General features: G+C 42.2%; 18 protein-coding genes. 6 read left to right on the top strand and 12 right to left on the bottom strand.

Going from position 1 to position 21,619, the window contains the following annotated elements; genetic code table 11:
• Positions 1 to 7: 7 nt before the first annotated feature.
• Complete coding sequence (locus GZ22_RS13060; protein ID WP_038563300.1) at positions 8 to 1,948, bottom strand: glycoside hydrolase family 127 protein; 1,941 nt, start codon at positions 1,946 to 1,948, stop codon at positions 8 to 10.
• A 129-nt stretch (positions 1,949 to 2,077) separates the two neighbouring features.
• Here GZ22_RS13060 and GZ22_RS13055 point away from each other — a divergent pair, with 129 nt between their 5' ends.
• From GZ22_RS13055 to GZ22_RS13045, 3 genes are all read left to right on the top strand, one after another.
• Entirely contained in the window at positions 2,078 to 2,944 is an 867-nt protein-coding gene (locus GZ22_RS13055; RefSeq protein WP_038563297.1) for a helix-turn-helix transcriptional regulator, read from the top strand.
• 25 nt (positions 2,945 to 2,969) lie between these two features.
• Positions 2,970 to 3,422, top strand: coding sequence for a MarR family winged helix-turn-helix transcriptional regulator (locus tag GZ22_RS13050; protein ID WP_245609670.1), 453 nt, complete (start codon positions 2,970 to 2,972; stop codon positions 3,420 to 3,422).
• 239 nt (positions 3,423 to 3,661) lie between these two features.
• The gene (locus tag GZ22_RS13045) at positions 3,662 to 3,943 is read left to right on the top strand and encodes a hypothetical protein (RefSeq protein WP_051748268.1); all 282 of its coding nucleotides are present in this window, start codon (positions 3,662 to 3,664) and stop codon (positions 3,941 to 3,943) included.
• A gap of 225 nt (positions 3,944 to 4,168) precedes the next feature.
• Here GZ22_RS13045 and srtB read toward each other — a convergent pair whose 3' ends face one another.
• From srtB to GZ22_RS13025, 4 genes are all read right to left on the bottom strand, one after another.
• Entirely contained in the window at positions 4,169 to 4,930 is a 762-nt protein-coding gene (gene srtB, locus GZ22_RS13040; protein ID WP_051748538.1) for a class B sortase, read from the bottom strand.
• A 113-nt stretch (positions 4,931 to 5,043) separates the two neighbouring features.
• The gene (locus tag GZ22_RS13035; RefSeq protein ID WP_245609669.1) at positions 5,044 to 7,233 is read right to left on the bottom strand and encodes an acid phosphatase; all 2,190 of its coding nucleotides are present in this window, start codon (positions 7,231 to 7,233) and stop codon (positions 5,044 to 5,046) included.
• Between the two features lie 206 nt (positions 7,234 to 7,439).
• Positions 7,440 to 8,303 carry an EamA family transporter gene (locus GZ22_RS13030; RefSeq protein WP_038563294.1) on the bottom strand — a complete coding sequence of 288 codons (864 nt, stop codon included), beginning with the start codon at positions 8,301 to 8,303 and terminating at the stop codon, positions 7,440 to 7,442.
• A gap of 99 nt (positions 8,304 to 8,402) precedes the next feature.
• Positions 8,403 to 9,053: a DUF2306 domain-containing protein gene (locus GZ22_RS13025; RefSeq protein ID WP_038563291.1), complete on the bottom strand. Its 651-nt coding sequence runs from the start codon at positions 9,051 to 9,053 to the stop codon at positions 8,403 to 8,405.
• A 153-nt stretch (positions 9,054 to 9,206) separates the two neighbouring features.
• Between GZ22_RS13025 and GZ22_RS13020 the strand changes: the two genes are divergently transcribed.
• Complete coding sequence (locus GZ22_RS13020; RefSeq protein WP_038563290.1) at positions 9,207 to 10,241, top strand: glycosyl hydrolase family 18 protein; 1,035 nt, start codon at positions 9,207 to 9,209, stop codon at positions 10,239 to 10,241.
• 40 nt (positions 10,242 to 10,281) lie between these two features.
• Here GZ22_RS13020 and GZ22_RS13015 read toward each other — a convergent pair whose 3' ends face one another.
• Together GZ22_RS13015 and GZ22_RS13010 are read right to left on the bottom strand one after the other, a co-directional pair.
• Complete coding sequence (locus GZ22_RS13015; RefSeq protein ID WP_038563287.1) at positions 10,282 to 11,913, bottom strand: alkaline phosphatase; 1,632 nt, start codon at positions 11,911 to 11,913, stop codon at positions 10,282 to 10,284.
• A gap of 491 nt (positions 11,914 to 12,404) precedes the next feature.
• Positions 12,405 to 14,312, bottom strand: a complete 1,908-nt coding sequence (locus GZ22_RS13010) for a methyl-accepting chemotaxis protein (protein WP_038563285.1) — start codon at positions 14,310 to 14,312, stop codon at positions 12,405 to 12,407.
• A 399-nt stretch (positions 14,313 to 14,711) separates the two neighbouring features.
• Here GZ22_RS13010 and ahpC point away from each other — a divergent pair, with 399 nt between their 5' ends.
• Together ahpC and ahpF are read left to right on the top strand one after the other, a co-directional pair.
• Positions 14,712 to 15,275, top strand: a complete 564-nt coding sequence (gene ahpC / locus GZ22_RS13005; protein WP_038563282.1) for an alkyl hydroperoxide reductase subunit C — start codon at positions 14,712 to 14,714, stop codon at positions 15,273 to 15,275.
• 14 nt (positions 15,276 to 15,289) lie between these two features.
• Entirely contained in the window at positions 15,290 to 16,819 is a 1,530-nt protein-coding gene (gene ahpF / locus GZ22_RS13000; protein WP_038563280.1) for an alkyl hydroperoxide reductase subunit F, read from the top strand.
• Positions 16,820 to 16,906: 87 nt separating this feature from the next.
• On the opposite strand, the gene GZ22_RS12995 is transcribed toward ahpF, so the two are convergent.
• The 5 genes from GZ22_RS12995 to GZ22_RS12975 form a co-directional block, all read right to left on the bottom strand.
• Positions 16,907 to 17,695, bottom strand: a complete 789-nt coding sequence (locus GZ22_RS12995; RefSeq protein ID WP_038563277.1) for a DUF6270 domain-containing protein — start codon at positions 17,693 to 17,695, stop codon at positions 16,907 to 16,909.
• A gap of 197 nt (positions 17,696 to 17,892) precedes the next feature.
• Positions 17,893 to 18,840, bottom strand: coding sequence for a 5-oxoprolinase subunit C family protein (locus GZ22_RS12990; protein ID WP_038563274.1), 948 nt, complete (start codon positions 18,838 to 18,840; stop codon positions 17,893 to 17,895).
• Positions 18,833 to 19,606, bottom strand: a complete 774-nt coding sequence (locus GZ22_RS12985; RefSeq protein WP_038563271.1) for a LamB/YcsF family protein — start codon at positions 19,604 to 19,606, stop codon at positions 18,833 to 18,835. The genes GZ22_RS12990 and GZ22_RS12985 overlap by 8 nt, the downstream gene beginning before the upstream one ends.
• Positions 19,607 to 19,619: 13 nt before the next feature.
• Entirely contained in the window at positions 19,620 to 20,342 is a 723-nt protein-coding gene (gene pxpB / locus GZ22_RS12980; RefSeq protein WP_038563269.1) for a 5-oxoprolinase subunit PxpB, read from the bottom strand.
• A 21-nt stretch (positions 20,343 to 20,363) separates the two neighbouring features.
• Positions 20,364 to 21,587, bottom strand: coding sequence for an NRAMP family divalent metal transporter (locus GZ22_RS12975; protein ID WP_038563266.1), 1,224 nt, complete (start codon positions 21,585 to 21,587; stop codon positions 20,364 to 20,366).
• Between the last annotated feature and the right edge of the window lie 32 nt (positions 21,588 to 21,619).

Here is a 21,619-nt window from a genome sequence, read left to right as displayed (position 1 = left end):
CTCTTTTTTAAGTTTCATGCGTCCAAATACGCATCTCACCAGCTTTTCGGTTACACCAGGCATAATAAGGAATAGCACGTAATTTTATAGGCTCAAGCATCGGCGCATGACTCTGGTAAAGCCCTTCTGATTCTGATGCTGTGAACCCATCCGCCTCTAAAATCACAACTCCGTTTAACAAGTTCTCCTCAAACACTGCAGTGATTTCACTTTCCCGCGGAAGTCTCAATCCAGCAAGACTCTTACCATTGTCCACTTCCTCCAGACAGTAAACGACCGGCCCGCGCTGCAAAGCAACCTGCCCTTGATTCATTCCAATTTTCGGATTGCTGTATACACGCACCACTGGCAGCGGCAGAGTCAGCTCAATCTGATCGCCATTCTCCCACATTCGGTCTAATACAAGATAACCATTTACCAATTCATCAGACGCTAGAGTCTCTCCATTGACGGAAGCCGCTGCCCCCTCACACCAGCCAGGAATTCGAAACGCTAGCTTGAATTGCCCATTTCCTTCTACCATTACGCTAATACTAGCATCCCATGGATACTGATGCTTTTGCGTCAGCTTGATGGACAGCTCATCAAGCCTGGTTTCCACACTTCCTGCAATATAGAGATGCGTATACAAGGTATCCTCTGTCTGCGTATAAGCATAATCCTCGATGGAAGCAATCATTCGAGCAAGATTCGGTGGACAGCATGCACAGGCAAACCATTTCTGCCTCTCTTGTTTCACATGCTCCTGATCCTTACGCCCAGCTTGGTACGTATTCACCTCCAGCGGATTTACATAAAAGAATCGCTTACCATCCAAGTCCATCCCACTGATTGTCCCATTGTAAATTGCCCGTTCCAGCACGTCTGCGTATTTCCTGTCTGGTGATAGTAACAGCATCTGTTTTGCCCAAAAGACAAGTCCAACCGATGCGCATGTTTCACAGTACATGCTGTCATTCGGCAAATCGTATGCATCTGTAAACGCCTCACCATTAACAGCTGAACCGAGACCACCTGTTATATACATTTTCCGTTTCGTCACATCATCCCACAAGGTATCGCACACCGTTTGCAGCTCTGCATCATTTGTCTGCCGCGCGAGATAAGCCATTGCTGCATATAAATACATCGCTCGCACAGAATGTCCGGTCGCTTCCTGCTGTTGCCGTACAGGAAGATGCGCCTGCATATATGCATAACCGAGACCAAAATTCGTATTTTGGTCATTCCACGTCGCTGGAGCACCTAAGGATTGGCGACGTTCTTTTTCCATATCAAAGTAATGCGGTTCCTGCCCGCGCTGCTCAATGAAATATGCCGCAAGCTCCAAGTGCTCATGCTTTCCTGTGGCATCGAATAACCTGAGCAATGCCAGTTCGATTTCCGGATGCCCCGGGTACCCTTGCAGTTTTCCATCTTCGCTTCCAAACGTACTCCGGATCAGTTCTACATAGTTCTCCATAATATCCAGAAATTCTCTTTTACTAGTCGTTTCATAATAAGCAACAGCAGCCTCAATGAGATGACCTGCACAATACAGTTCGTGGTTGTCTCGCAAATTTGTCCAGCGGTTGTCCGGCTCCACCAGCATATAATAAGTGTTCAAATATCCATCCTCTGCCTGCGCTCTACCCATTAGCGATATGACTTCATCTGCCGACTCTTCCAATTCCGAATCTGGAAAGCTGCGTAAGCTATACGCGACTGTCTCCAGCCATTTCGCAACATCACTATCCTGAAAGACAGTGCCATAATAGTCACCCTTCGCTTCTCCCGCCACAATACGAAAATTTTCGATAGCATGGCTCGGTGCAGTATCCGGCAGCTGATCATTCAGCGCTTTCCATTGATACGGAATCACCTGTTCAGCTACAAGCTGCTTATAGTTCGACCAGAATGCATCCTCTACTGTCACCTTTTGGTTATTATTCACACTTGAAAGTTCCATATCGCACACTCCTTCTGCACTTAAAGTTAAGCGTTTTCAAAGTACAGCTTAGCATCTACAATAGAAGTGACATAGAACCATATTTAACTTCGTTTTACACTATTTCACCCAAAAGGCGGCGACACGGAAATGGAGAAATCCTATCTTTCATTCTCAGCTCCACCCCTGCCATATTTCGTAGAAGGAAATAGCACGACATTTCACAAAGGTCAGCAGCATCCCGCGCGAAAAAACCTAGGTATTTTCGATATCATCCTCGTCCGTGAGGGTACTTTATATATCGGAGAAGAAGCGTTGCAATGGGATGTTGCTGCCGGTGAAGCTTTAATTCTTGAACCAACTAAGTATCATTATCCAACAGCACGCTGTACATCAGACACAACATTCTATTGGCTGCATATGCAAAGCCCATCCTATTGGAAGGAGCAGTCTGCCTGCACCCATATCTCGTCAACTGAGACGATAACATCGCTGCATTACCATACACAGCAAGCAACGATACATCTGCCAAAATATCAGCAAATCCCGCATCGGCATGTCCTGTACGATACAGTAGAAAATCTGCTGCAATCCACCACGCAGCCACGCTCCTTCGCTTTTTGGGAAACACAGCAATTGTTCATGCAAGTTCTGCAGCACCTATCTTATAATCCAATACCGCAGCACACCTCACTGCGGTTAGCTGAACATGTTGAGATGTATATCAAACAGCACTATAACCAACACATCACAAATGCAACACTGGCTAAGCACTTTCACGTACACGAAAACTACTTGGCCAGATGTATGAAACAAGCTTTCGCTTGTACACCGCTTGCTTATTTAGCCGCTTACCGCTTACATCAGTCACGCTTGCTGCTTTTAACAACTGATTGGTCCCTCCAGCGGATAGCGGAAGAAGTGGGTTTTACAAGACAAGGGTATTTCTCGAAAAGCTTCAAAGCGAAATACGGCTTATCACCAAGCCAGTACAGACAGGACATGAGTAAAGCCTAGCTAACATCTTTGCAGGTACGCTATAATGCAAGTAACAAATACACAGCTAGGCAGTGATAGCATGACAGAAAAACATATGACAGCTGATATAGAAAACATCATGAGCTCCATACTTGGTATCCAGCAAAAATCAAGAGCATTCATCAACTTGCTGACAGAAGGCGAAGCACTCTCCGAGAACCATTTACTCCTCTTGCTCCAATTGAAGCTTACAGATGGCATGAAAGTCACTTCTATCTCTGATCTTTTTCACATTACGCCAGGTGCAGCTACTTCCATGTGTGACAGAATGGAAAAAATGGGTCTTGTGGAACGAAAACGGGAAGATAAAGACCGAAGAGTTGTAATGATGGTTCTTACCGCAGATGGCCACTCCAAAGTGGAAAACCTTTTCTTGAAATTCCAGTCAAAAAAACTGCAGGACATGACGACGGTCCTGACAGAAGTAAATGCTTTACTGCAGAAAATCATTATTTGAAAAAGATCTCCGAGCTGGAGATCTTTTTTTATGCCTATTGACAGGACAGCAAACAATATACTTTAATTATAATATGTTTTAAAATTTAAAATATATTATAATTAAAGTATAAGGAGTGAACATTCTCAACAAAACAAAAAGAGCCCGCCGTTTTTCCACTGCAATCAAGCTTGAGACTAGCAATACATCAAGTACCACGCGTTCATTTATGTTCACAAAATGACAAGGAGATGAAATAGATGCTGAAGTATCCTAAATCACTTCGTTTGTTATTATTGTCACCGGCAATTCTTGTGTTTTCTATACTTTATGGCGGATTTATTACCGTCATCGTTCTCACCTTACTGGCCGGTTTTTTGAACACATTTGGTTTCGAACAATTTCAAATGTTCATCTGGCACAATATAGAACTCCCCGCTGCATGGAGTATTCCTTTTGCAATTGTCGTGTCTGCCTTGCTTGCCTATCTAACGATACGTGTAAAACACGTCTTATCTTATCTTCTAGGTCTGGTGAAATAATATGGTCTACAACTATTTCTCCTTCCCAATGCATACAACAAAAACGATACCTCCTGACACCAATGATTACCTACCCAAGCAGAATCCGACTGTAGCATCAAAACCGATACCAACAATAGTGATAAAATCGATGATGAAGATCTATAACGCAGCAAAAAAAAAGAAAGGAGCGATTTTACTCGCTCCTTTTAGTAAAAACCGAATGCCTGTGCCTCAAGCAGGATCTCAGTTAATCTTCGTTAACTTCCCGTGCAAGACTAACCTTCCATCTTCTGGATCCTGTAAATCATTGCATGTCGACAGGGTGATAATATTATCCTTCACGGTTACTTGAATGTCTGTAGGTATGTTTGACTTCCCTTTTATCAATTCAATAAAATCCACGAACTCTTCGTTCGTAGAAAAGTCGGTTTCAATGTAATTAAAATCCGTTGTTGTAACATAGACCGAGAATACCTCTACTTTATAGCTCTCAGAAATTGTATCAAACTGAAAATCTTTATTTTGGGAGAAGAAATCTTCATCCAGGAATTTGTCCAGTTGGCCAAACATCGAACCGTCTTTCATCTGATGGCCGTAAATAATCGTTTGTTTATCCAGGGATTCTGCTTGATTTCGAAAATCCATAAAGACACTGCCTGATTTAGATATATCTTCTTTATAATCCCGATCCAAATAATGATTGTTATCGGAACTTTGCAGTATCGGATAGTCTATTTTTGTATTATCAATTGTTAACCAGCCTACTATATTAGAATTGATATCTAGGAGACTTTGGAACTGCGGGCGCACCTTATTATCTGAGACTTCCGCTTTGCTTCCTTGAAGATTGTCTTTATACTGATCTTGAATTTCACTCATCACTTGTTCACTTTGAGCATATTCAAAGCCAATACCCCCTAACTTAATAAGGGAAAATACAAACACAGCTAAACAAGTGAGAAGGAATATCTTTTGAAACCAACTCATTTTCTTCTTTTTCTCCATAGCTCTATCCATACCTTTATAAATCAGTATTGTGCTCCATAAATATAATATGCCCCTTGAAGCATCTGACAATTGCTTGCCTTTTCACTGCAAGGGCACATGAACAGATCTAATTATCTGTTTCTAAATTTCCTTTGCCAAATAACGACGGCCGCTGCAATGGCAGATGCTGCTAATAATCCAACATACAAGATTATGTTCGTGTCATCTCCTGTTTTAGGATTTTCCACCACATCTCCAGCAGCACTGCTTGAAGTTACCGGCTTTACGGAATTGTTATTTTTATTCGCATCTTCTAATTTAACAGGTGTTTTCTTTTCTTCATTTTCAGTAGTTGAATCCATTGGATTTTCCTCTTTTTCTGTCTCTTCAGTTGGTTCAGTAGAAACGTTATCGTCTTCTGGTTCAGTCGCAGGATCTTTAGAAGGATCATTGTCATCTCCTGTTTCGGCTGGTGGTGCAACTGGAGAATTATTTTCTTCCTCCTCTTGGACATTGCTGTCTACAACATGTAATGCATTTGCATCATAACTAACTTCGTAATTATCCGGAAGACCTGTGATTTCAACTGTAGAAAAGACACTTTTATCTGCCAGCGCATCATAAGAGATAATCGGTGTATCTGCATCCGGGACAAATCCATTTGTAAAGTTTAATTTTAGCGTCCCGCCAAATGTGGACTCACCGTTAATATCAAATACTTCTTCTTTATTTCCGATTGTAAGCTCTAGTGTACCTGCTTCTGCCTGTGTGAAGTTATTGCCAATCGTCACACCGCTTGACACGTTCTCAATCAGTATTCCTTCCGTATTCACGACCTCACCCTCACCAAAAGCAGAACCTGAATTTGCCGCTAAAGTTCCTTCTTCCAGGAACGTGCCTCCGGTATATGCGTTATCTCCAGACAACGTTAAGGCACCTGTACCTGACTTTGTTAATTTTCCAGAGCCTTCAATGTCATTTTTCCAAGTGTCGGACTCATTAAATCCGCCTTGAGATGCATCCATTGATACCGTAACATCATTTTCAAATGCTTCATAACCACCTGCAGCAGCAAAGAGGTTCAATCTCCCCCAGCCTTCCGTATCATCCAGTACAGGATATCCTGACGGTAATCCTGTTGTGTACAATACCCAGCGGCGCTGTGCCTCATCTAGGTATGGGAAGCGAGTCTCAATCAAAGCTTCAGCACCCTTTGGGACTACCATTGGTTTTGTTGTATCGCCGATTTGTTCGAATCCATATGTAAGACGTTCTGTATAGTTCTTCTTATTTGTCTCATAATCGCTGTAGTTATCTTGAGAAGTTCCTTCTTGCGTGAGCAATACTTCATGCGCTTGTGCATAGGCAGCTTCTTTCACACTTTTGTTATTAGGATCATTCAAAGCAGACGCAGCAACAGCTGTTGCCATCACTCTTCCCCCAATAACATCCAGCGGTGAATGCATACCGGCAACAATTCTGCTATTGCCCATCTCAGAAGCCCTTGTCATTATTTCTTCATAACGCTCTGGTACTGCATAGGCAAAGCCATAAGAAGCTAGATAAGCTGCATTTGTATGTCCGCTCGGGAATCCGCCATCGCTGCTAGGATCATCTTTTATTCTCGGAACAAGTGTAGGAATCACACTTACCTCTTCACTCCACCGAAACGGTCGTTGGTAATTATAGTAGGCTTTCGCATTAGAGGTCGAAGCCCCCGTCCAACGTATGTTATTTATTAATTTCACCATACTCCCGAGGCTGGAATCTTCGTCAGCCCAAACTCCTTTGTTATTACTTCCGTCATCATACCCGACTGTTGTCGCGTCTTCAGGAATCTCATCTGGAATCGTCGTACCTGCATTTGCGCCAGCTATAAAATTATCTGTATACGAACCAAGTCCTGTAATTGCACTATAATTCTGATGTCGCCGATCGACTAGATAGGCCATTTTCGCCTCTTCATCCGTTCGATTCTTTGTAATAGAAATAGATTTTGCTATATTTTGATTATGTACACTTTCATTTAATACTGTGCCATTATTCCATGAAGATTCGGGTTCCCAAATGTCATGGAACTTAGAAAGCACACCAATAGAGGAATTAGATTCAGGGGTCATATTGGCCTTATCATTATTTGCATAAGTGTCAACATAATAGCCATAAGAGGCTTCTTTTGGAGCAATCGCAGATTCGTCCAAACTGTTTGCTGCTGAGACAGAATTAATTCCTTGGAAACAAAAAGCTGCAGTTAATACTAAGACAGGGATTGTGGACTTTCGTTTTTTTCTATTACTTTTTTCATTACGCTTTCTTGGCATTTTTTCACTCCTCAACATTAGTACTACAAAATAGATTCTAATGTTAAGTTGTAACGCTAGTATTAATTTATTGATAAGATATTGTATTTTCATACACCAATATTCCAATTACGTGATATATTTACATATTTATACATAACACAAACCTTAAATTGTATATTTCCGTCATATATTATTATCGGAATCTAAAAAACTGCTCATGCAAATTACTTCTTTTTAGGAGCGAATGCAATCAAAACGATACCTCCCAATAGCATTCCAATACCCAGCCACGATAACAGATTTAGCTCCTCACCGATTAACGCGACACCTAAGACCGCAGCCGTAAACGGTTCAGCTAAGGAGAGAGACACTGCCGAGGATGCCGGCACTTGCTGCAGACCTTTCGAGAACAAAAAATAGGCAGCAGCTGTCGCAACAATACCAAGATGCAGACTCACAGCTATACCGTTCGGCTGTAAAATCCACTGCATATCAAACAGGAAAAGAAACGGCATTAGAATAACCCCGCCAATTCCAAAGATAACTGCCGCTGTCTCAAGCGGATTCTTGCCTTGCACAATCTGTCCACTCAGCAATGTGTAGCCAGCAAAGGACAAACCAGCTCCCAGCGCAAGCAAAATACCCATCGGCTTAATCTTTACTGTATCTCCAGTCAGAAACAGCAGTGCACAGCCTAAGATAGACAGCGATGTTGCTCCCCACCATATAGAACTTGGTAGCCTTTTGAAAAATATCGTTTCTAGAAATCCAGACAAAATCGGCGCACTCCCGATTGCGATGACAGTACCAACAGCCACGCCAGTTTGATGGACTGCAGAAAAGAACAACGGCTGATAGCATGCCATGCAAAATGCTGCGAGAAGCGTCAACCCAATTGGCCAACTCTTTAAATTTAATTTTCCGAGCAGTAAGGTAACCAAAAGCAGAAACAAACCTCCAACGGCAAGTCTTGCAGCTCCAATCGCAATCGGATGGGCTGTCGCTGGAGCAAATGCTTGAGCCGTACCAGTCGTCCCCCATAGAATTGCTGCAAACAGGACGAATAAAGGTGCTGTTTTAACAGCCATCTTACCTCACCTCCGCATCTTTTCTTTATCATGCCAGAAACAACAGCATTTTGTAACGAAGGATAGGAGGTTATCCGACAAGAAACCTTTATCTTGTTATCACTGACCGCCTTCTTGGTCAGCTCTTAGGCTGTTTGAGCGCAAGTAACGGATAATCATCTCAGCAATTGCGACATTCACCACTATTGAACCGTAAACACCGATAGTATAGCTTAGCGTATAATCCATTCCCGCTTTAAACAGTACGAAAGAAATCAAATGAATGAACATATTTGTAAAACAAAAAAGGTAGCTGCGAATCATCCAGTGCTGATGCTTGTCCAACCTACCTTTCCTGGCATGGACGATAGCGATTATAATCATGATCGGCCAAAACAAATTCACCAAATTAAACGGCACACTAACCAGCTTGCCTCCTGTTGCATAAGGAGCCAAGTAACCTGATGTCAAAGACACAAGCAACACTGAAACAGCGTAAACATAGCCGTTGATACGATGGAACTTACGTTTATGCCAAGCCAATCCTCGCGAAAAGTTCACTGCTCCACTCACAGTCGCTAGACAAGCGACAAACACATGTACATACATGACATCCAGCCAAAGAGGCAGATGAAAAGAGTCACGCAGATCTATTTTCTGTTCAAGGAAAAAGGAGGCACGATTATCGAGTATATAGTTATCCGCTAATGTATAAATGATATAAATGCTAATAATCAGAAGCAGCATTTTGTATAAATTTCGTATGGACATGGCTACTCCTTTTTTCTATGGAATTGTATTAAGGATATCATATTGATAATCGCTAATTACTAGAGCGACTATAAGTTAAATAGCAATACGTACTTATACATAATAAAGAAAGCATGGTAATATAATCTCCACTTGTAATATGGAGGATACACCATGAAAAAGAATGTAATTCTTGGGCTCATTCTGCTAATTGCAGCAGCAGGACTCATTTATACCCAATTAAAATCAAATGCTTCGCCCAGCGAAAAGATGGTTCTCGGTTATACCACATCGGAGGAATCATCCTTTCAGTCTCTGAAAGAATACCATGAATATCTTAATACCATCGCAATGGATACATACGCTTTTAATACCGAGGGCAATCTCTCTGGTGAAGCACCAGAAAACCAGCTTGATTATGCAAAGCAGCATGATATCAATACCTACGCTGTGATATCAAATTTCTGTAAAACTGATTTCGACCCAGACTTGGCACATGCTGTGATGAATGACGAAGAAGCGAAAAGCAATTTCATCAATCAATTAGTAAAGCTTGCTGCAGAAAATGATTTTACTGGTGTTAATATTGATTTCGAAGCCATCTATCCAGAGGATCGAGATTTCTATTCTAACCTTATAAAGGATACAGCTGAAGCGCTCAAAGAGCATAACATAAAAACGATGGTGTCTGTGCCAGCAAAGGATACCGATGATCCGGCCAATGATTGGAGCTGGCCATACGACTATGAAGAAATCGGAGAATATGCTGATCATGTGCAGGTGATGACGTATGATGAACATGGTTCTTGGAGTGAGCCAGGATCTGTGGCAAGTATAGATTGGATGAAAAAAATACTAACGTTTGCTACAGAATCAATCAACCCCGATAAGATTGTTATGGGTGTGCCAGCATACGGCTACGATTGGAATCTATCTAACCCCGATCAAAATGAATTGATTGAATGGGATAAGATCCATTCCACGATAGATGATTACAATATAGAACCTATGTATGATGAAAAAACTATGTCCTCGCATTTCAAATATACCGAGGAAAACCAGGAACACGTCGTCTGGTTTGAGGATGAAAGTTCTTTGCAGAAAAAAAGTTTTCTCACCGACACATATAGCATTGCAGGTGTATCTGTATATGCATTGGGACATGAGTCTGAATCTTTTTGGAAAGCCATCGATAAAGGAGCAAAATAAAACAGCAATCAAGGGCATACCTTGATTGCTGTTCTTTTTATTACTTCGCTTTCTTCACAAGCTTCACAGCATCCTTCGAAACATAGAATTTACCGCCGCTCTGAACTGTTACGCTATCCAGTTCATATTCACGATCATTTACAATAACGATATTCTTGTTTACAGGGAATTCTGCTTTTTTGCGTCCTTTATCTATTACCAATACCGGGTTCGCTGCATCAGATGAATCAATGCTCACTTCGCCCCACTTACCAAATGCTTCTTCTGCTTCAATGAACATATTTTTGCTCAGTTTATCAAGCTTGAAGCCCATTGCATCAGCCGCACTATGAGCAATGTCCGTATTCTCGATCATGCCAGACGGTTTTCCAGGACCGTAGGAGTATAGGAACAGATCCTCACCTGTATGTCCGCCAGTTGTGAAGCCAAGGTTTGCCCGCTGCGCCAAAAGATCCACCAATGTTCCACCAAGATCTTCCGATTTATTAATAGCTCTCTTTTCTTTTGCAGTTGGGTTTGTAATACCATAAAGCTCAGCAACCTCCAATCGGTTGGAACCATCTTCATTCAATTGAGACATAGCACCTTCTAATGTCATAGTTGCTTCTTTCAACGGATCCACGTAGGCAGATACCGGTGTAGAAGAATATGTGCCGTCCGTATTTTCATTTCCGATAGAGATTCCGCTATTACCATGATCAGACACAGCGATGACCATCGTGTTCTTATCTTTCTTAGCGAAATCTAGTGCTTCTTTAACCGCATCATCAAATGACAGCGTATCACTGATCATACCGACAGGATCATTCGCATGTGCTGCCCAGTCCGGCTTACTACCTTCTACCATTAGGAAAAAGCCATCTTTATCTTTAGACAATGTTTGAATGCTTTTCTTTGTCATTTCTGCCAATGTTGGTTCTTCCGGCTTTGTTGCTTCCCGATCCATATCGTAAGCTAGTGCAGCTGGAGCGAAAGATCCCCAGATTTTTTTAGATCTGGAATCAAGTAAGTCATCCCGCGTTTCAACATAATCGTAGCCTTTATCATCTATTACCCCTAGTAAATCCTCACCATCATCACGGTTGCCACCTTCAAAGGATTCCTTTCCACCGCCAAGAACAACATCAATATTCTGATAGACTTGCTGCTCAGCGATGTTATCGTATTGGGAACGATGGTCTGCATGAGATGAAAAAGCTGCAGGAGTCGCATGTTGAATCTCGGATGTTGAAATGATGCCAGTTGATTTACCATTCAGCTTCGCACCCTCCAGCACATTCGTCACAGGACGATACGGATCGTCTGCAAGATCTTCATCGACTCCTGGAGAAGCGATTTTCTCCGGAAGGACACCGACAAACTTGTCATTCGTTTTATTACCAGTAGCCATCGCCGTACCGGCAGGAGCTGAATCGGTAACAGCAGATTCAGCAGAATATGTACGCACACCACCAGATGCCATCTGATCCATTGCCAAATCATCACCTTTGTACCATCTCGATAGTGTTGTCGTGGTAGAGCTCACACCATCCTTCACGAGTACAATGACATTCTTGACCTTCGGATCCTTTTTCGCTTCTACCTCTTCTCGCTCCAAGTTCGTCAACCCGATTGACCCCACCGCCAGTGTCCCTGCTAACGTCATACCAAGTAATTTCTTGCTCAGCTTCATCTCTCATTCCTCCATATCATTTGTTATAGAAAAACTTTCACCAATACACCAATAAAGTTAATAGATTAGGTCGTGTACGAGAGTAATTGTATAGGCTGATTGTTAACAGGATGTTAATGATCTATAAAGCTATCGTTAATTAATATAATGGAAATTATGTAAGAAAAAAGGGTGTTTAATTGCAGATAAATACTTTCATAATAGGGATTTTTCCTTATTGTTGATAATATAAATACTAGAACCACCTGGATATAACCATTAATAATCATAAGTATTGTGGATAATATTTTCATTAGTATAAATTACTCATTAAATCTCACCTCTATTTATTCCAGTTATATTTACCCACCCATTAATTACCGTAGTTAGTGTCTAATAAACATATTTTAGAATCGAAAACACTTATCTTAATATCGTTAAATACTTCTTCTAAGTGTCGCACTATCTTTTTCTATAAAAAAAAGCGACCCCTTTTCGGGCCGCTTCTCGATTTATAATTTGAACTTCGTCAGTAATTCCTGTAATTCCTCGGCCAAATTAGACAAGGCATTTGCTGATGCTGTTATTTCTTCCATAGAAGCTAGCTGCTCTTCTGTCGTACTTGCCATAGTCTCTGATGCTGCTGCATTCTCTTTTGCAATTGCTGCAAGCTCCTCTGCACTAGCAGTCATTTCCTGAACGCTTGCTGCTATTTGTTCAGTGATAGAGGAGATATCCTCTATCTGCGGGGATATCGTAAATATGCTGTCTTTAATTTGGCTGAACTTTGTCGTTGTTTCATCGGTTGCCTGCAGTCCTGTTTCTACGTATCGTGCAGTCTGTGCCATCACTTTGACAGACTGCACTGTATCGGACTGGATATGCTGAATAAGATCTGTGATTTGCATTGCCGAGCGCTGTGATTCTTCAGCGAGCTTCCGAACTTCATCTGCAACTACAGCAAAGCCTTTGCCCTGCTCACCTGCACGCGCAGCTTCTATTGCTGCATTTAGCGCCAGCAAATTCGTCTGATCAGCAATACCGACTATTACATCTGTTATGCTCCCTATTTTCTTAGAACTTGTCTCAAGCTCCTGCATTCTAGCATTCGATTCATTCACAGACGCATAGATATGTTTCATCTGTTCGACTGTCTGATTGACGGAAAACTCTCCGTCCGCTGCTAAGCTAGCTGCCTGTTTCGTCGAATCCGACACCGTAGACAAACTGTTCGCTACACGGTCCATGCCGATTGCAATCTCACCAATCGCCTGCGCATTCTGTTCGACATGTATCCGCTGCGAGTCTGATCCTTCTGCTACCTCTTGCAATGTTGTCGTCACGTGCTCGGTTGCAGAGGTTGTCTGCTCTGAGCTTGCGAGCAACTCCTCTGACAATGCTGCCAGCTGACCAGAATCAGTATCGATCTGCTTAATCAAACTGCTCAGGTTATCTGTCATTGTATTGAATGCCTCTCCAACTTCAGCTAGTTCATCCTTGGAATATATTTCTATACGCTCACGCAAATCGCCGCCACTTACTTGTACAGCAGTCTGCTTCAGCTTGTTTAACGGTTTAATGATAGAACGGACAACACCAAAGACAAGGAACCCTCCAGCAATGAGTGCTGCCGCTAATACAATTAGCATCGTGTATAGAATTGGTGCTGCCGCCTCATCTATCTCAGAAGCAGACATTACACCTGCAACCTTCCAGCCTGTTAGTTTATTCGTCGTATAGACAAGCTCCTGTGTGTCAGCACCTTGTTCGAATCGATATTTTCCATTTTCTTCTTCAAATTGCCGGACAAGATAATCAGCAGTAGCTTCAGAACCTTTTTCTTCTGTCGGATGGACGATAATATGCTTTGTCTGATCAAGAATAGAAGTATATCCTTCTTTACCAATGTGTATCTTCTTAGATGTCTCTTCCAAATTACCTAATGTAATATCCATGCCAATGACACCACTGTTATCTTCGGTTGTCCGTGCAATAGTTACTACTAAGGTATTGGTTGAGGAAGAAACATATGGTTCAGTTATGACTACTTGGCCAGCTTTCTCTTTCGCCTGCTGATACCAAGGCCGTTCACGCGGATCATAATCATCTGCAAGCTCCAAATCCGGGGACTGTATCATCAATCCTTCTTCGTTTCCGTCATATAGCTCAGAATTAATCTGACTGGAAAAGAACTCTATATCATGTATCTTTGGTTGAATTGTATCGTCTATCATACTGTTCAGTACATCCACGTTACTTGATGCACTTCCGATCAATTGAGCTGATAGCTCTTTCTTTGCACTCTGATACGCCAAGAAACCAATCAGAATGCTAGGTATAAGCAGAATGATGATGAAGGAAAAGATAAGCTTATTTCTAATAGTAAGCCGTACTCTGCTCTTCTCTAGGATGCGTTTCATAGTATTCCCCCTAATGTACTAAGTTGCTAACAACTTGTTACTTTCTTTATCGGCTAATGAAGGGGGAAGTTATATATCAATGAATAATATCTTTAGAAACAATATTTACCAGATATTCATTCTCATCTTCTCAAAAGAGAGGTCCAACTGACAAAAGCACAACATCTATGAGCTACACAAAACTCTTATATCAGATTAATGTCACATAAATTTAACCATTTCTACTAATAGCGGAGAAACGGCGTGATTACGCCATTTCCATTGTGACAGCCTTCACATAATCCCTTGACACAACTCTTTTAGTATTCTACTCTTACTAATAAATATAAATTTAGAATGATTATGTCTAAGTAATTCTAAGTTTCTAGTTATTAATTTATTTTGGGAGGCTATTTATTTATGTCACTTATCGGCAAAGAAGTACAAGCATTTACAGCGCAAGCTTACAAAAACGGTGAATTCATCGAAGTTACAGAAGCTAATTTCAAAGGTCAGTGGAGTGTAGTCTGCTTCTACCCTGCAGATTTCAGCTTTGTATGCCCAACTGAGCTAGAAGACCTTCAAGGACAATACAGCACACTGAAAGATCTTGGTGTAGAGGTATATTCCGTTTCTACAGATACACACTTCGTACATAAAGGCTGGCATGACAGCTCTGAAAAAATCGGCAAAATCACTTATGCAATGATTGGTGACCCATCTCAAGCAATTTCTCGTCAATTCGATGTGCTTAACGAAGAGTCTGGTCTTGCTGACCGCGGTACATTCATCATCGATCCAGATGGCGTGATCCAAACTGTTGAAATTAATGCAGACGGAATCGGCCGTGACGCTAGCACACTTGTTAACAAAATCAAAGCAGCACAATACGTGCGCCAAAATCCAGGTGAAGTTTGCCCGGCGAAATGGGAAGAAGGATCTGAAACACTAACACCTAGCTTGGATCTTGTAGGTAAAATCTAAGGAGTGCGTTAAATATGGTACTTGATGCAAACATAAAAGCTCAATTAAACCAATACATGGCGCTTATGGAGAACCCTATCGTTCTTAAAGTGAGCGCAGGTGCAGACGACGTTTCTAAGGAAATGCTTTCTCTCGTAGAAGAGCTTGCAGACATGTCGTCTAAGATCACAGTCGAAAAAGCAGAACTTACACGTACCCCGAGCTTCACCGTGAACCGTGTTGGCGAAGATACAGGCATTGCTTTTGCTGGTATCCCGCTTGGACATGAGTTCACTTCGCTCGTACTTGCTCTCTTGCAGGTAAGCGGTCGTGCACCGAAGGTTGATGAGAAGCTGATCAACCAGATCAAGAACATCAAAGGTGAATTCCACTTTGAGGCTTATATCAGCCTGACTTGTCATAACTGCCCGGATGTCGTACAAGCATTGAACGTGATGAGCGTACTAAATCCGAACATCACAAGCACGATGATTGATGGTGCAGCCTTCAAGGAAGAAGTGGAAAGCAAGAACATCATGGCAGTTCCGACTGTTTATTTGAACGGCGAGAACTTCGGCAGCGGCCGTATGACTCTTGAAGAAATGCTAGCGAAAATGGGCTCTAGTGCTGACGCATCCGAGTTCGACAACAAAGATCCATATGACGTTCTTGTTGTCGGCGGCGGTCCAGCTGGCTCCAGCGCTGCTATCTATGCTGCCCGCAAAGGAATCCGCACTGGTATCGTAGCGGAACGTTTTGGCGGTCAGGTATTGGATACGATGAGCATCGAGAACTTCATCACCGTCAAGGAGACAGAAGGTCCGAAGCTTGTTGCAAGCCTGGAAGAGCATGTGAAAGAATACAACATCGATGTAATGAACCTGCAGAAAGCAACGAAAATCGCGAAAAACGATTTATTTGAGCTTGAGCTGGAAAACGGCGCAACACTAAAAAGTAAGAGCGTCATCATCTCTACAGGTGCACGTTGGCGCAACATCAACGTTCCTGGAGAACAAGAATACAAGAATAAAGGTGTTGCCTACTGCGCACACTGTGACGGCCCGCTATTCGAAGGAAAAGACGTCGCTGTCATCGGCGGCGGTAACTCCGGTATTGAAGCTGCCATTGATTTGGCTGGTATCGTAAACCATGTTACTGTTCTTGAATTTGCCGATACATTGAAAGCAGACGAAGTATTGCAAAAGCGTGCTTACAGCCTGCCGAATGTAACGATCATTACAAATGCGCAAACAACAGAGATTACTGGTGACGATAACGTCAACGGTATCACCTACGTAGAACGCGATACAAACGAAGAAAAACACATTGCCTTGCAAGGTGTCTTCGTCCAAATCGGTCTTGTACCGAATACAGAATTTCTTGCTGACGTCGTTGAGCGCACTCCAATGGGTGAAATCATCGTCGACAAACACGGCCAAACGAATGTCCCAGGCTTGTTTGCTGCAGGAGACTGTGCAGATACAGCATATAAACAAATCATTGTTTCTATGGGTTCTGGTGCGACAGCATCGCTTGGTGCATTTGATTATTTAATTCGAAATTAATTAATAAAAATAAGCGTGCAGCTGTGGTCAGCCGCACGCTTATTTCTTGATTGATATAATTTTCTTTACAGACAAATATAGTAAACCTCAATTAACCTCTGCATTTTTACCAATCAGAGTAACTGTATTCAATTCTTCTAGGAAATCATGATAATAATTATCATAATAATGCAATTGGAATACATCCCAACCGATAGTTGGCTTCGGAGAAATATAATACTTCTGATGATCCAGCTCTATAAATTTCAAGTCGTACTTTGAAATCATATAGTTATCAAGCTTATCCCAAATATCATTATAATGTTGATAAGATGGCAGATAGGAAACTTTTCCCTCTGAATCTAACAAACGATTGCTGAATCGCCCTTTATTAATGATCACTTCGCAATTTGGTACTTCCTTTTTTAAAAAATCCATGAATTTAGCTATTGATGGCAACAATAAACCAAAATAGTCAGATGGACTTCTTTCAATCTTCAAATGGAACTTTTCCGGCAGTTCATTAAAGAATGAAGTCTTGCTTATATAACCATTGTTTGTAAGGAAACGATCTTGTAAGAAGAACACCCCTAAAAAGACATCTGTATAGAAGTCCATAATCAGATAATCCGGCTGTTTTACTTTTAAATCATGAAAGAAACTTTTGTTTAATTCTTCTATAGTCTTAAGTTTGTCAGCCTCATTATGCATATTTTGTTCATCAATATAATCAATCTTAGTCTCGTCATATGTGAATTCCTGTGAGAAAAGACTTATTAAAGATGCATGCAAAGAGGTCGCTACACATGCATACCTCTCTTTATAATTTTTATTCAATTTGGAGTTGAAATTATCTCTAGTGATACAAGAGCCATAACAGGCTATTTTAATTGTCATTATTTTCTCCTTAAAATACAATTATTACTTATATATCGGATTAAAAAGAGATTAGTTGATACATTCTGTATAGCTATTTTATTTTCTGAGCATAGGAAAATGCCTTTTCTGTCATGTGATAACTATGGATAGGATGTCAGCAAAGCTGCGCATTATCTTTCACAAAAAAAGAAGATGCCCGCAAACATCTTCTTCTCTTACAGAATTACCTTCTCAAGCACACTTATTAGTTTTTGTTTTTTTAAATAAAGCTCCTGCGCTTCATCCATTCCGACTTCTTCAAACCGAACCACAGCGCCCGGCGCAGCTTGCGCCAATAAGGAAATATCCGCGGAAATCACTGTCGCTATCCTTGTATATCCCCCTGTTGTCTGCCTGTCCGCCATCAGAATAATCGGCTGACCATTTGCCGGCACTTGAATTCCGCCAAGCGGAATGGCTTCCGAAATGATATCCGCAGTAGTTTTATGCGTCAGTTCCGGCCCCTTCAGACGGAAACCCATACGGTCTGACTGCGGAGTAATCTCATAGTTGGATGATAAGAAGGTTTTAATTGCCTCATCTGTAAAAGCATCTTGATGCGGTCCTAAGATGACTCTTACAGCGACTTCCTTCTGGTACTTAGGAATTTCATCGTAATGAAGGGAACGCCCCGTTACTGCATGAACATCCTCATTTCCATACAAGATATCTTCCTTCTCAAGCGCGCGTCCGTTCAGACCGCCAATTTTTGCCTTCAAAAATGTAGAGCCGCTCCCCATAACCACCGGCAGATCAAAACCGCCTGCTACACTGATATAAGAACGGATTCCCTCCATCGGCTGACCAAATTCAACGAGCTGGCCCTCTTTCACTTCGAAACTTTTCCACATCGGAGCAGGCTTACCATTCACTCTAGGCGACAGATTGCCACCAGTTATAGCAATGACGCTATCCTCTAATACTTTGAGAACAGGTCCCATCATTGTTACTTCCAGTCCTGCATCATCACGTCGATTCCCAACAAGCAGATTGGCAATTTGTAGCGAAAAGTCATCCATCGCACCCGCTACAACTACTCCATATTCCTGATAGCCAGTGCGGCCGAGATCCTGAAAAGTTGTCAGCAGTCCGGGCTTTATCACTTGAAATAGCTTTCTACTCATGATGTTCGACTCCGAAATTCTGAATAGTGATTTGTTCTGCTTGAAGTCTTTCACGGAGCTGTTGGACGAATTGTAGTGCTTCCGGTTCATCTCCATGCACACAAATTGTATCTGCTTGAATAGCAATGTCCGTTCCATCAACAGCAGTTACTTTACCTTCTTGAATCATACGAATGACACGATCAACTGCAACTGTTACATCGTGAATCATAGCATTCGCTTGAGAACGAGGTGTCAGCGTTCCATCTGCCTGATATGTCCTGTCAGCAAAGACCTCCTGCGCAACACTCAGACCTGCTTTTTCTCCCGCTCTTACAAGCTCACTGCCAGCAAGACCAAACAGTACCAGTTTCGGATCAACTGCATAAACCGCCGTCGCTATGGCTTCTGCTATAGCAGAATCTTTCGATGCCATATTATATAGCGCTCCGTGCGGCTTCACATGCTGAACATATGTACCGCAAGCCTTTGCTGCTCCTTGGATTGCTCCTACCTGGTAAACAACTAGGTTATAGATTTCTTTCGGAGACAGCTTCATTTCGCGTCTTCCAAACCCAGCTAAGTCAGGGAATCCTGGATGAGCACCGATTCCCACACCAAGTTCCGCTGCAGTTTTAACTGTTTCAAGCATAACATTATGGTCACCCGCATGGAATCCACATGCAATATTGGCGGATGATATGTATTTTAATACTTCGTGATCATTACCGATTGTATAGGCACCAAAGCTCTCGCCTAAATCGCTGTTCAAATCAATTGTCTTCATACCAGTCCCCTCCTTACTTTTCCTTACTGTTAATCTTATATTCCCCAAGACGGACCGCTTCCGCAATGTCCTCATATTCTTTTCTCGAGACCGAAACGAACCGCAGATAATGACCGGCAGTCAATAAAATTGGCTGCTCACGTTCTGGATCGTATAATTTCACTGGTGTCTGACCGATGATTTGCCAGCCACCCGGAGTTTCCAATGGATATACACCCGTCTGTGATCCAGCTATCCCTACAGAACCTGCTGCAATTTTTGAACGAGGTTCCTCCAGGCGCGGTGTCGCAATTTCCTCCGGCATGCCACCAAGGTAAGGGAACCCCGGGACAAATCCCATCATATAAATTAAATAATCCTGACTCGAATGAATGCGGATGACATCCTCTTCTGACAGACCATTATGATCTGCAACGAAATTCAAATCAGGACCTGTCTCTCCTCCATAATAGGTAGGAATTTCATAAACAAGAGAAGCAGCCTCGGCCACTCCTCTTTGGATATTTTCATATAGACGCTCCAGTTTTTCCAGCAGTGCTTGATAGCGAACCTTATCAGGTCGATAGAAGATGGATAGCGTTGTATAAGCAGGTACCCACTCCACAATCCCTTCAATTTGCTCCGCCTTAAGCAGATCTGTAAAAATCCGGATTTTCTGATTTGTTTCCTCTGAGATCGTCTGTCCGAAAACGAGCTGAATGCCCGTATCTCCTAGCGGATGATAGGTAAGCTTCATTTTTTGGACCTCCTTCTCGAATTAGAACAACTGCGGCACTTTATCAATCAATGTGACGATTGCCAAGTAAGCAGTTGCGATGAACACAAGCGCACCAAAGATTGTCAGCCATAGCGGGTGTTTATAATCCCCAACGATCGATTTCTTATAAGCTGCAATAAGCAGTACACCCAAACCAATCGGCAAGATCAATCCATTAACCGCACCTGCAACGACAAGCAATGTTGCTGGCTGTCCGACTAATACCATTATAATCGTTGAAATGATGATAAATCCAATAGTTACAAGCTTCTGATTCTTATCTACCCACTTAGATAGTGTTTTTAAGAAAGAAACAGATGTATATGCTGCACCAATTACAGACGTAATACCGGCTGCCCAAAGAATAAGACCGAACATCTTATATCCAATCGTTCCGGCAGCTTCAAGGAACACTGTAGCTGCTGGATTATTCGCATCCAACTTAACACCTGTCACTACCACACCCAAGACAGCTAGGAACAGGAATATCCGCATAATCGAAGCAATCAAAACACCCGTAATCGAGCTTCGCGTTACGTAGTGAAGATTCTCTTTCCCAGAAATACCTGCATCCAATAAACGGTGACCACCAGCAAACGTGATATATCCACCGACTGTACCACCTACAAGCGTGATAATAGCAAACACATCAAGCTGTGTCGGTGCGAATGTACGCGTTATTGCTTCTCCGACAGGCGGGTCGCTTTGGAACGCTACAAATAATGTCAGTACAATCATTACAACACCAAGAATACGGGCAATTTGGTCCATTGCAGCTCCCGCTTCTTTGGAAAGAAAAATACCAATTGCAATAATACCAGTTATAATAGCACCAACTCTTGCGTCCATTCCAAAAATAACATTCAATCCAAGTCCTGCACCGCCGACATTCCCAATATTAAATGCAAGACCTCCTAATGCAACTGCAAAAGCAAGGAAATACCCGAGCCCAGGCAATACCTTATTCGCGATATCCTGCCCGCGCATTCTGGAAACAGCGATAATACGCCATATATTCATCTGTACGCCAACATCCAAAATGATGCTCATAAGAATAACAAAGCCGAAGCTTGCTAATAATTGATCAGTGAAAACAGCTGTTTGAGTCAGGAATCCCGGTCCAATTGCTGATGAACCCATCAGGAAGGCCGCTCCTAGCAGGACGCCCCATTTCCCTTTGGAAGAAGACTGCTGCTGTTGAAGATCTTTTTTATTTGACGCCATGTAAATCCCCCTTATGTAACGATTCTTACAAA

The organism is Terribacillus saccharophilus (assembly GCF_000725365.1).
GTDB lineage: Bacteria > Bacillota > Bacilli > Bacillales > Amphibacillaceae > Terribacillus > Terribacillus saccharophilus.
The sequence above is the reverse complement of the archived record's forward strand: the minus strand, read 5'-3'. Positions and strand labels throughout refer to the sequence as shown.

What these genes read in the sequence shown, in the direction of transcription:
- GZ22_RS13010 (WP_038563285.1), bottom strand. Translation starts at nt 14,312, where the DNA reads ATGAAACGCATCCTAGAGAAGAGCAGAGTACGGCTTACTATTAGAAAT.
- ahpC (WP_038563282.1), top strand. Translation starts at nt 14,712, where the DNA reads ATGTCACTTATCGGCAAAGAAGTACAAGCATTTACAGCGCAAGCTTAC.
- GZ22_RS13015 (WP_038563287.1), bottom strand. Translation starts at nt 11,913, where the DNA reads ATGAAGCTGAGCAAGAAATTACTTGGTATGACGTTAGCAGGGACACTG.
- GZ22_RS12990 (WP_038563274.1), bottom strand. Translation starts at nt 18,840, where the DNA reads ATGAGTAGAAAGCTATTTCAAGTGATAAAGCCCGGACTGCTGACAACT.
- GZ22_RS13035 (WP_245609669.1), bottom strand. Translation starts at nt 7,233, where the DNA reads ATGCCAAGAAAGCGTAATGAAAAAAGTAATAGAAAAAAACGAAAGTCC.
- GZ22_RS13060 (WP_038563300.1), bottom strand. Translation starts at nt 1,948, where the DNA reads ATGGAACTTTCAAGTGTGAATAATAACCAAAAGGTGACAGTAGAGGAT.
- GZ22_RS13050 (WP_245609670.1), top strand. Translation starts at nt 2,970, where the DNA reads ATGCAAGTAACAAATACACAGCTAGGCAGTGATAGCATGACAGAAAAA.
- GZ22_RS13055 (WP_038563297.1), top strand. Translation starts at nt 2,078, where the DNA reads ATGGAGAAATCCTATCTTTCATTCTCAGCTCCACCCCTGCCATATTTC.
- GZ22_RS12975 (WP_038563266.1), bottom strand. Translation starts at nt 21,587, where the DNA reads ATGGCGTCAAATAAAAAAGATCTTCAACAGCAGCAGTCTTCTTCCAAA.
- GZ22_RS13045 (WP_051748268.1), top strand. Translation starts at nt 3,662, where the DNA reads ATGCTGAAGTATCCTAAATCACTTCGTTTGTTATTATTGTCACCGGCA.
- GZ22_RS13030 (WP_038563294.1), bottom strand. Translation starts at nt 8,303, where the DNA reads ATGGCTGTTAAAACAGCACCTTTATTCGTCCTGTTTGCAGCAATTCTA.
- GZ22_RS13025 (WP_038563291.1), bottom strand. Translation starts at nt 9,053, where the DNA reads ATGTCCATACGAAATTTATACAAAATGCTGCTTCTGATTATTAGCATT.
- GZ22_RS13020 (WP_038563290.1), top strand. Translation starts at nt 9,207, where the DNA reads ATGAAAAAGAATGTAATTCTTGGGCTCATTCTGCTAATTGCAGCAGCA.
- pxpB (WP_038563269.1), bottom strand. Translation starts at nt 20,342, where the DNA reads ATGAAGCTTACCTATCATCCGCTAGGAGATACGGGCATTCAGCTCGTT.
- GZ22_RS12995 (WP_038563277.1), bottom strand. Translation starts at nt 17,695, where the DNA reads ATGACAATTAAAATAGCCTGTTATGGCTCTTGTATCACTAGAGATAAT.
- ahpF (WP_038563280.1), top strand. Translation starts at nt 15,290, where the DNA reads ATGGTACTTGATGCAAACATAAAAGCTCAATTAAACCAATACATGGCG.
- srtB (WP_051748538.1), bottom strand. Translation starts at nt 4,930, where the DNA reads ATGGAGAAAAAGAAGAAAATGAGTTGGTTTCAAAAGATATTCCTTCTC.
- GZ22_RS12985 (WP_038563271.1), bottom strand. Translation starts at nt 19,606, where the DNA reads ATGAAGACAATTGATTTGAACAGCGATTTAGGCGAGAGCTTTGGTGCC.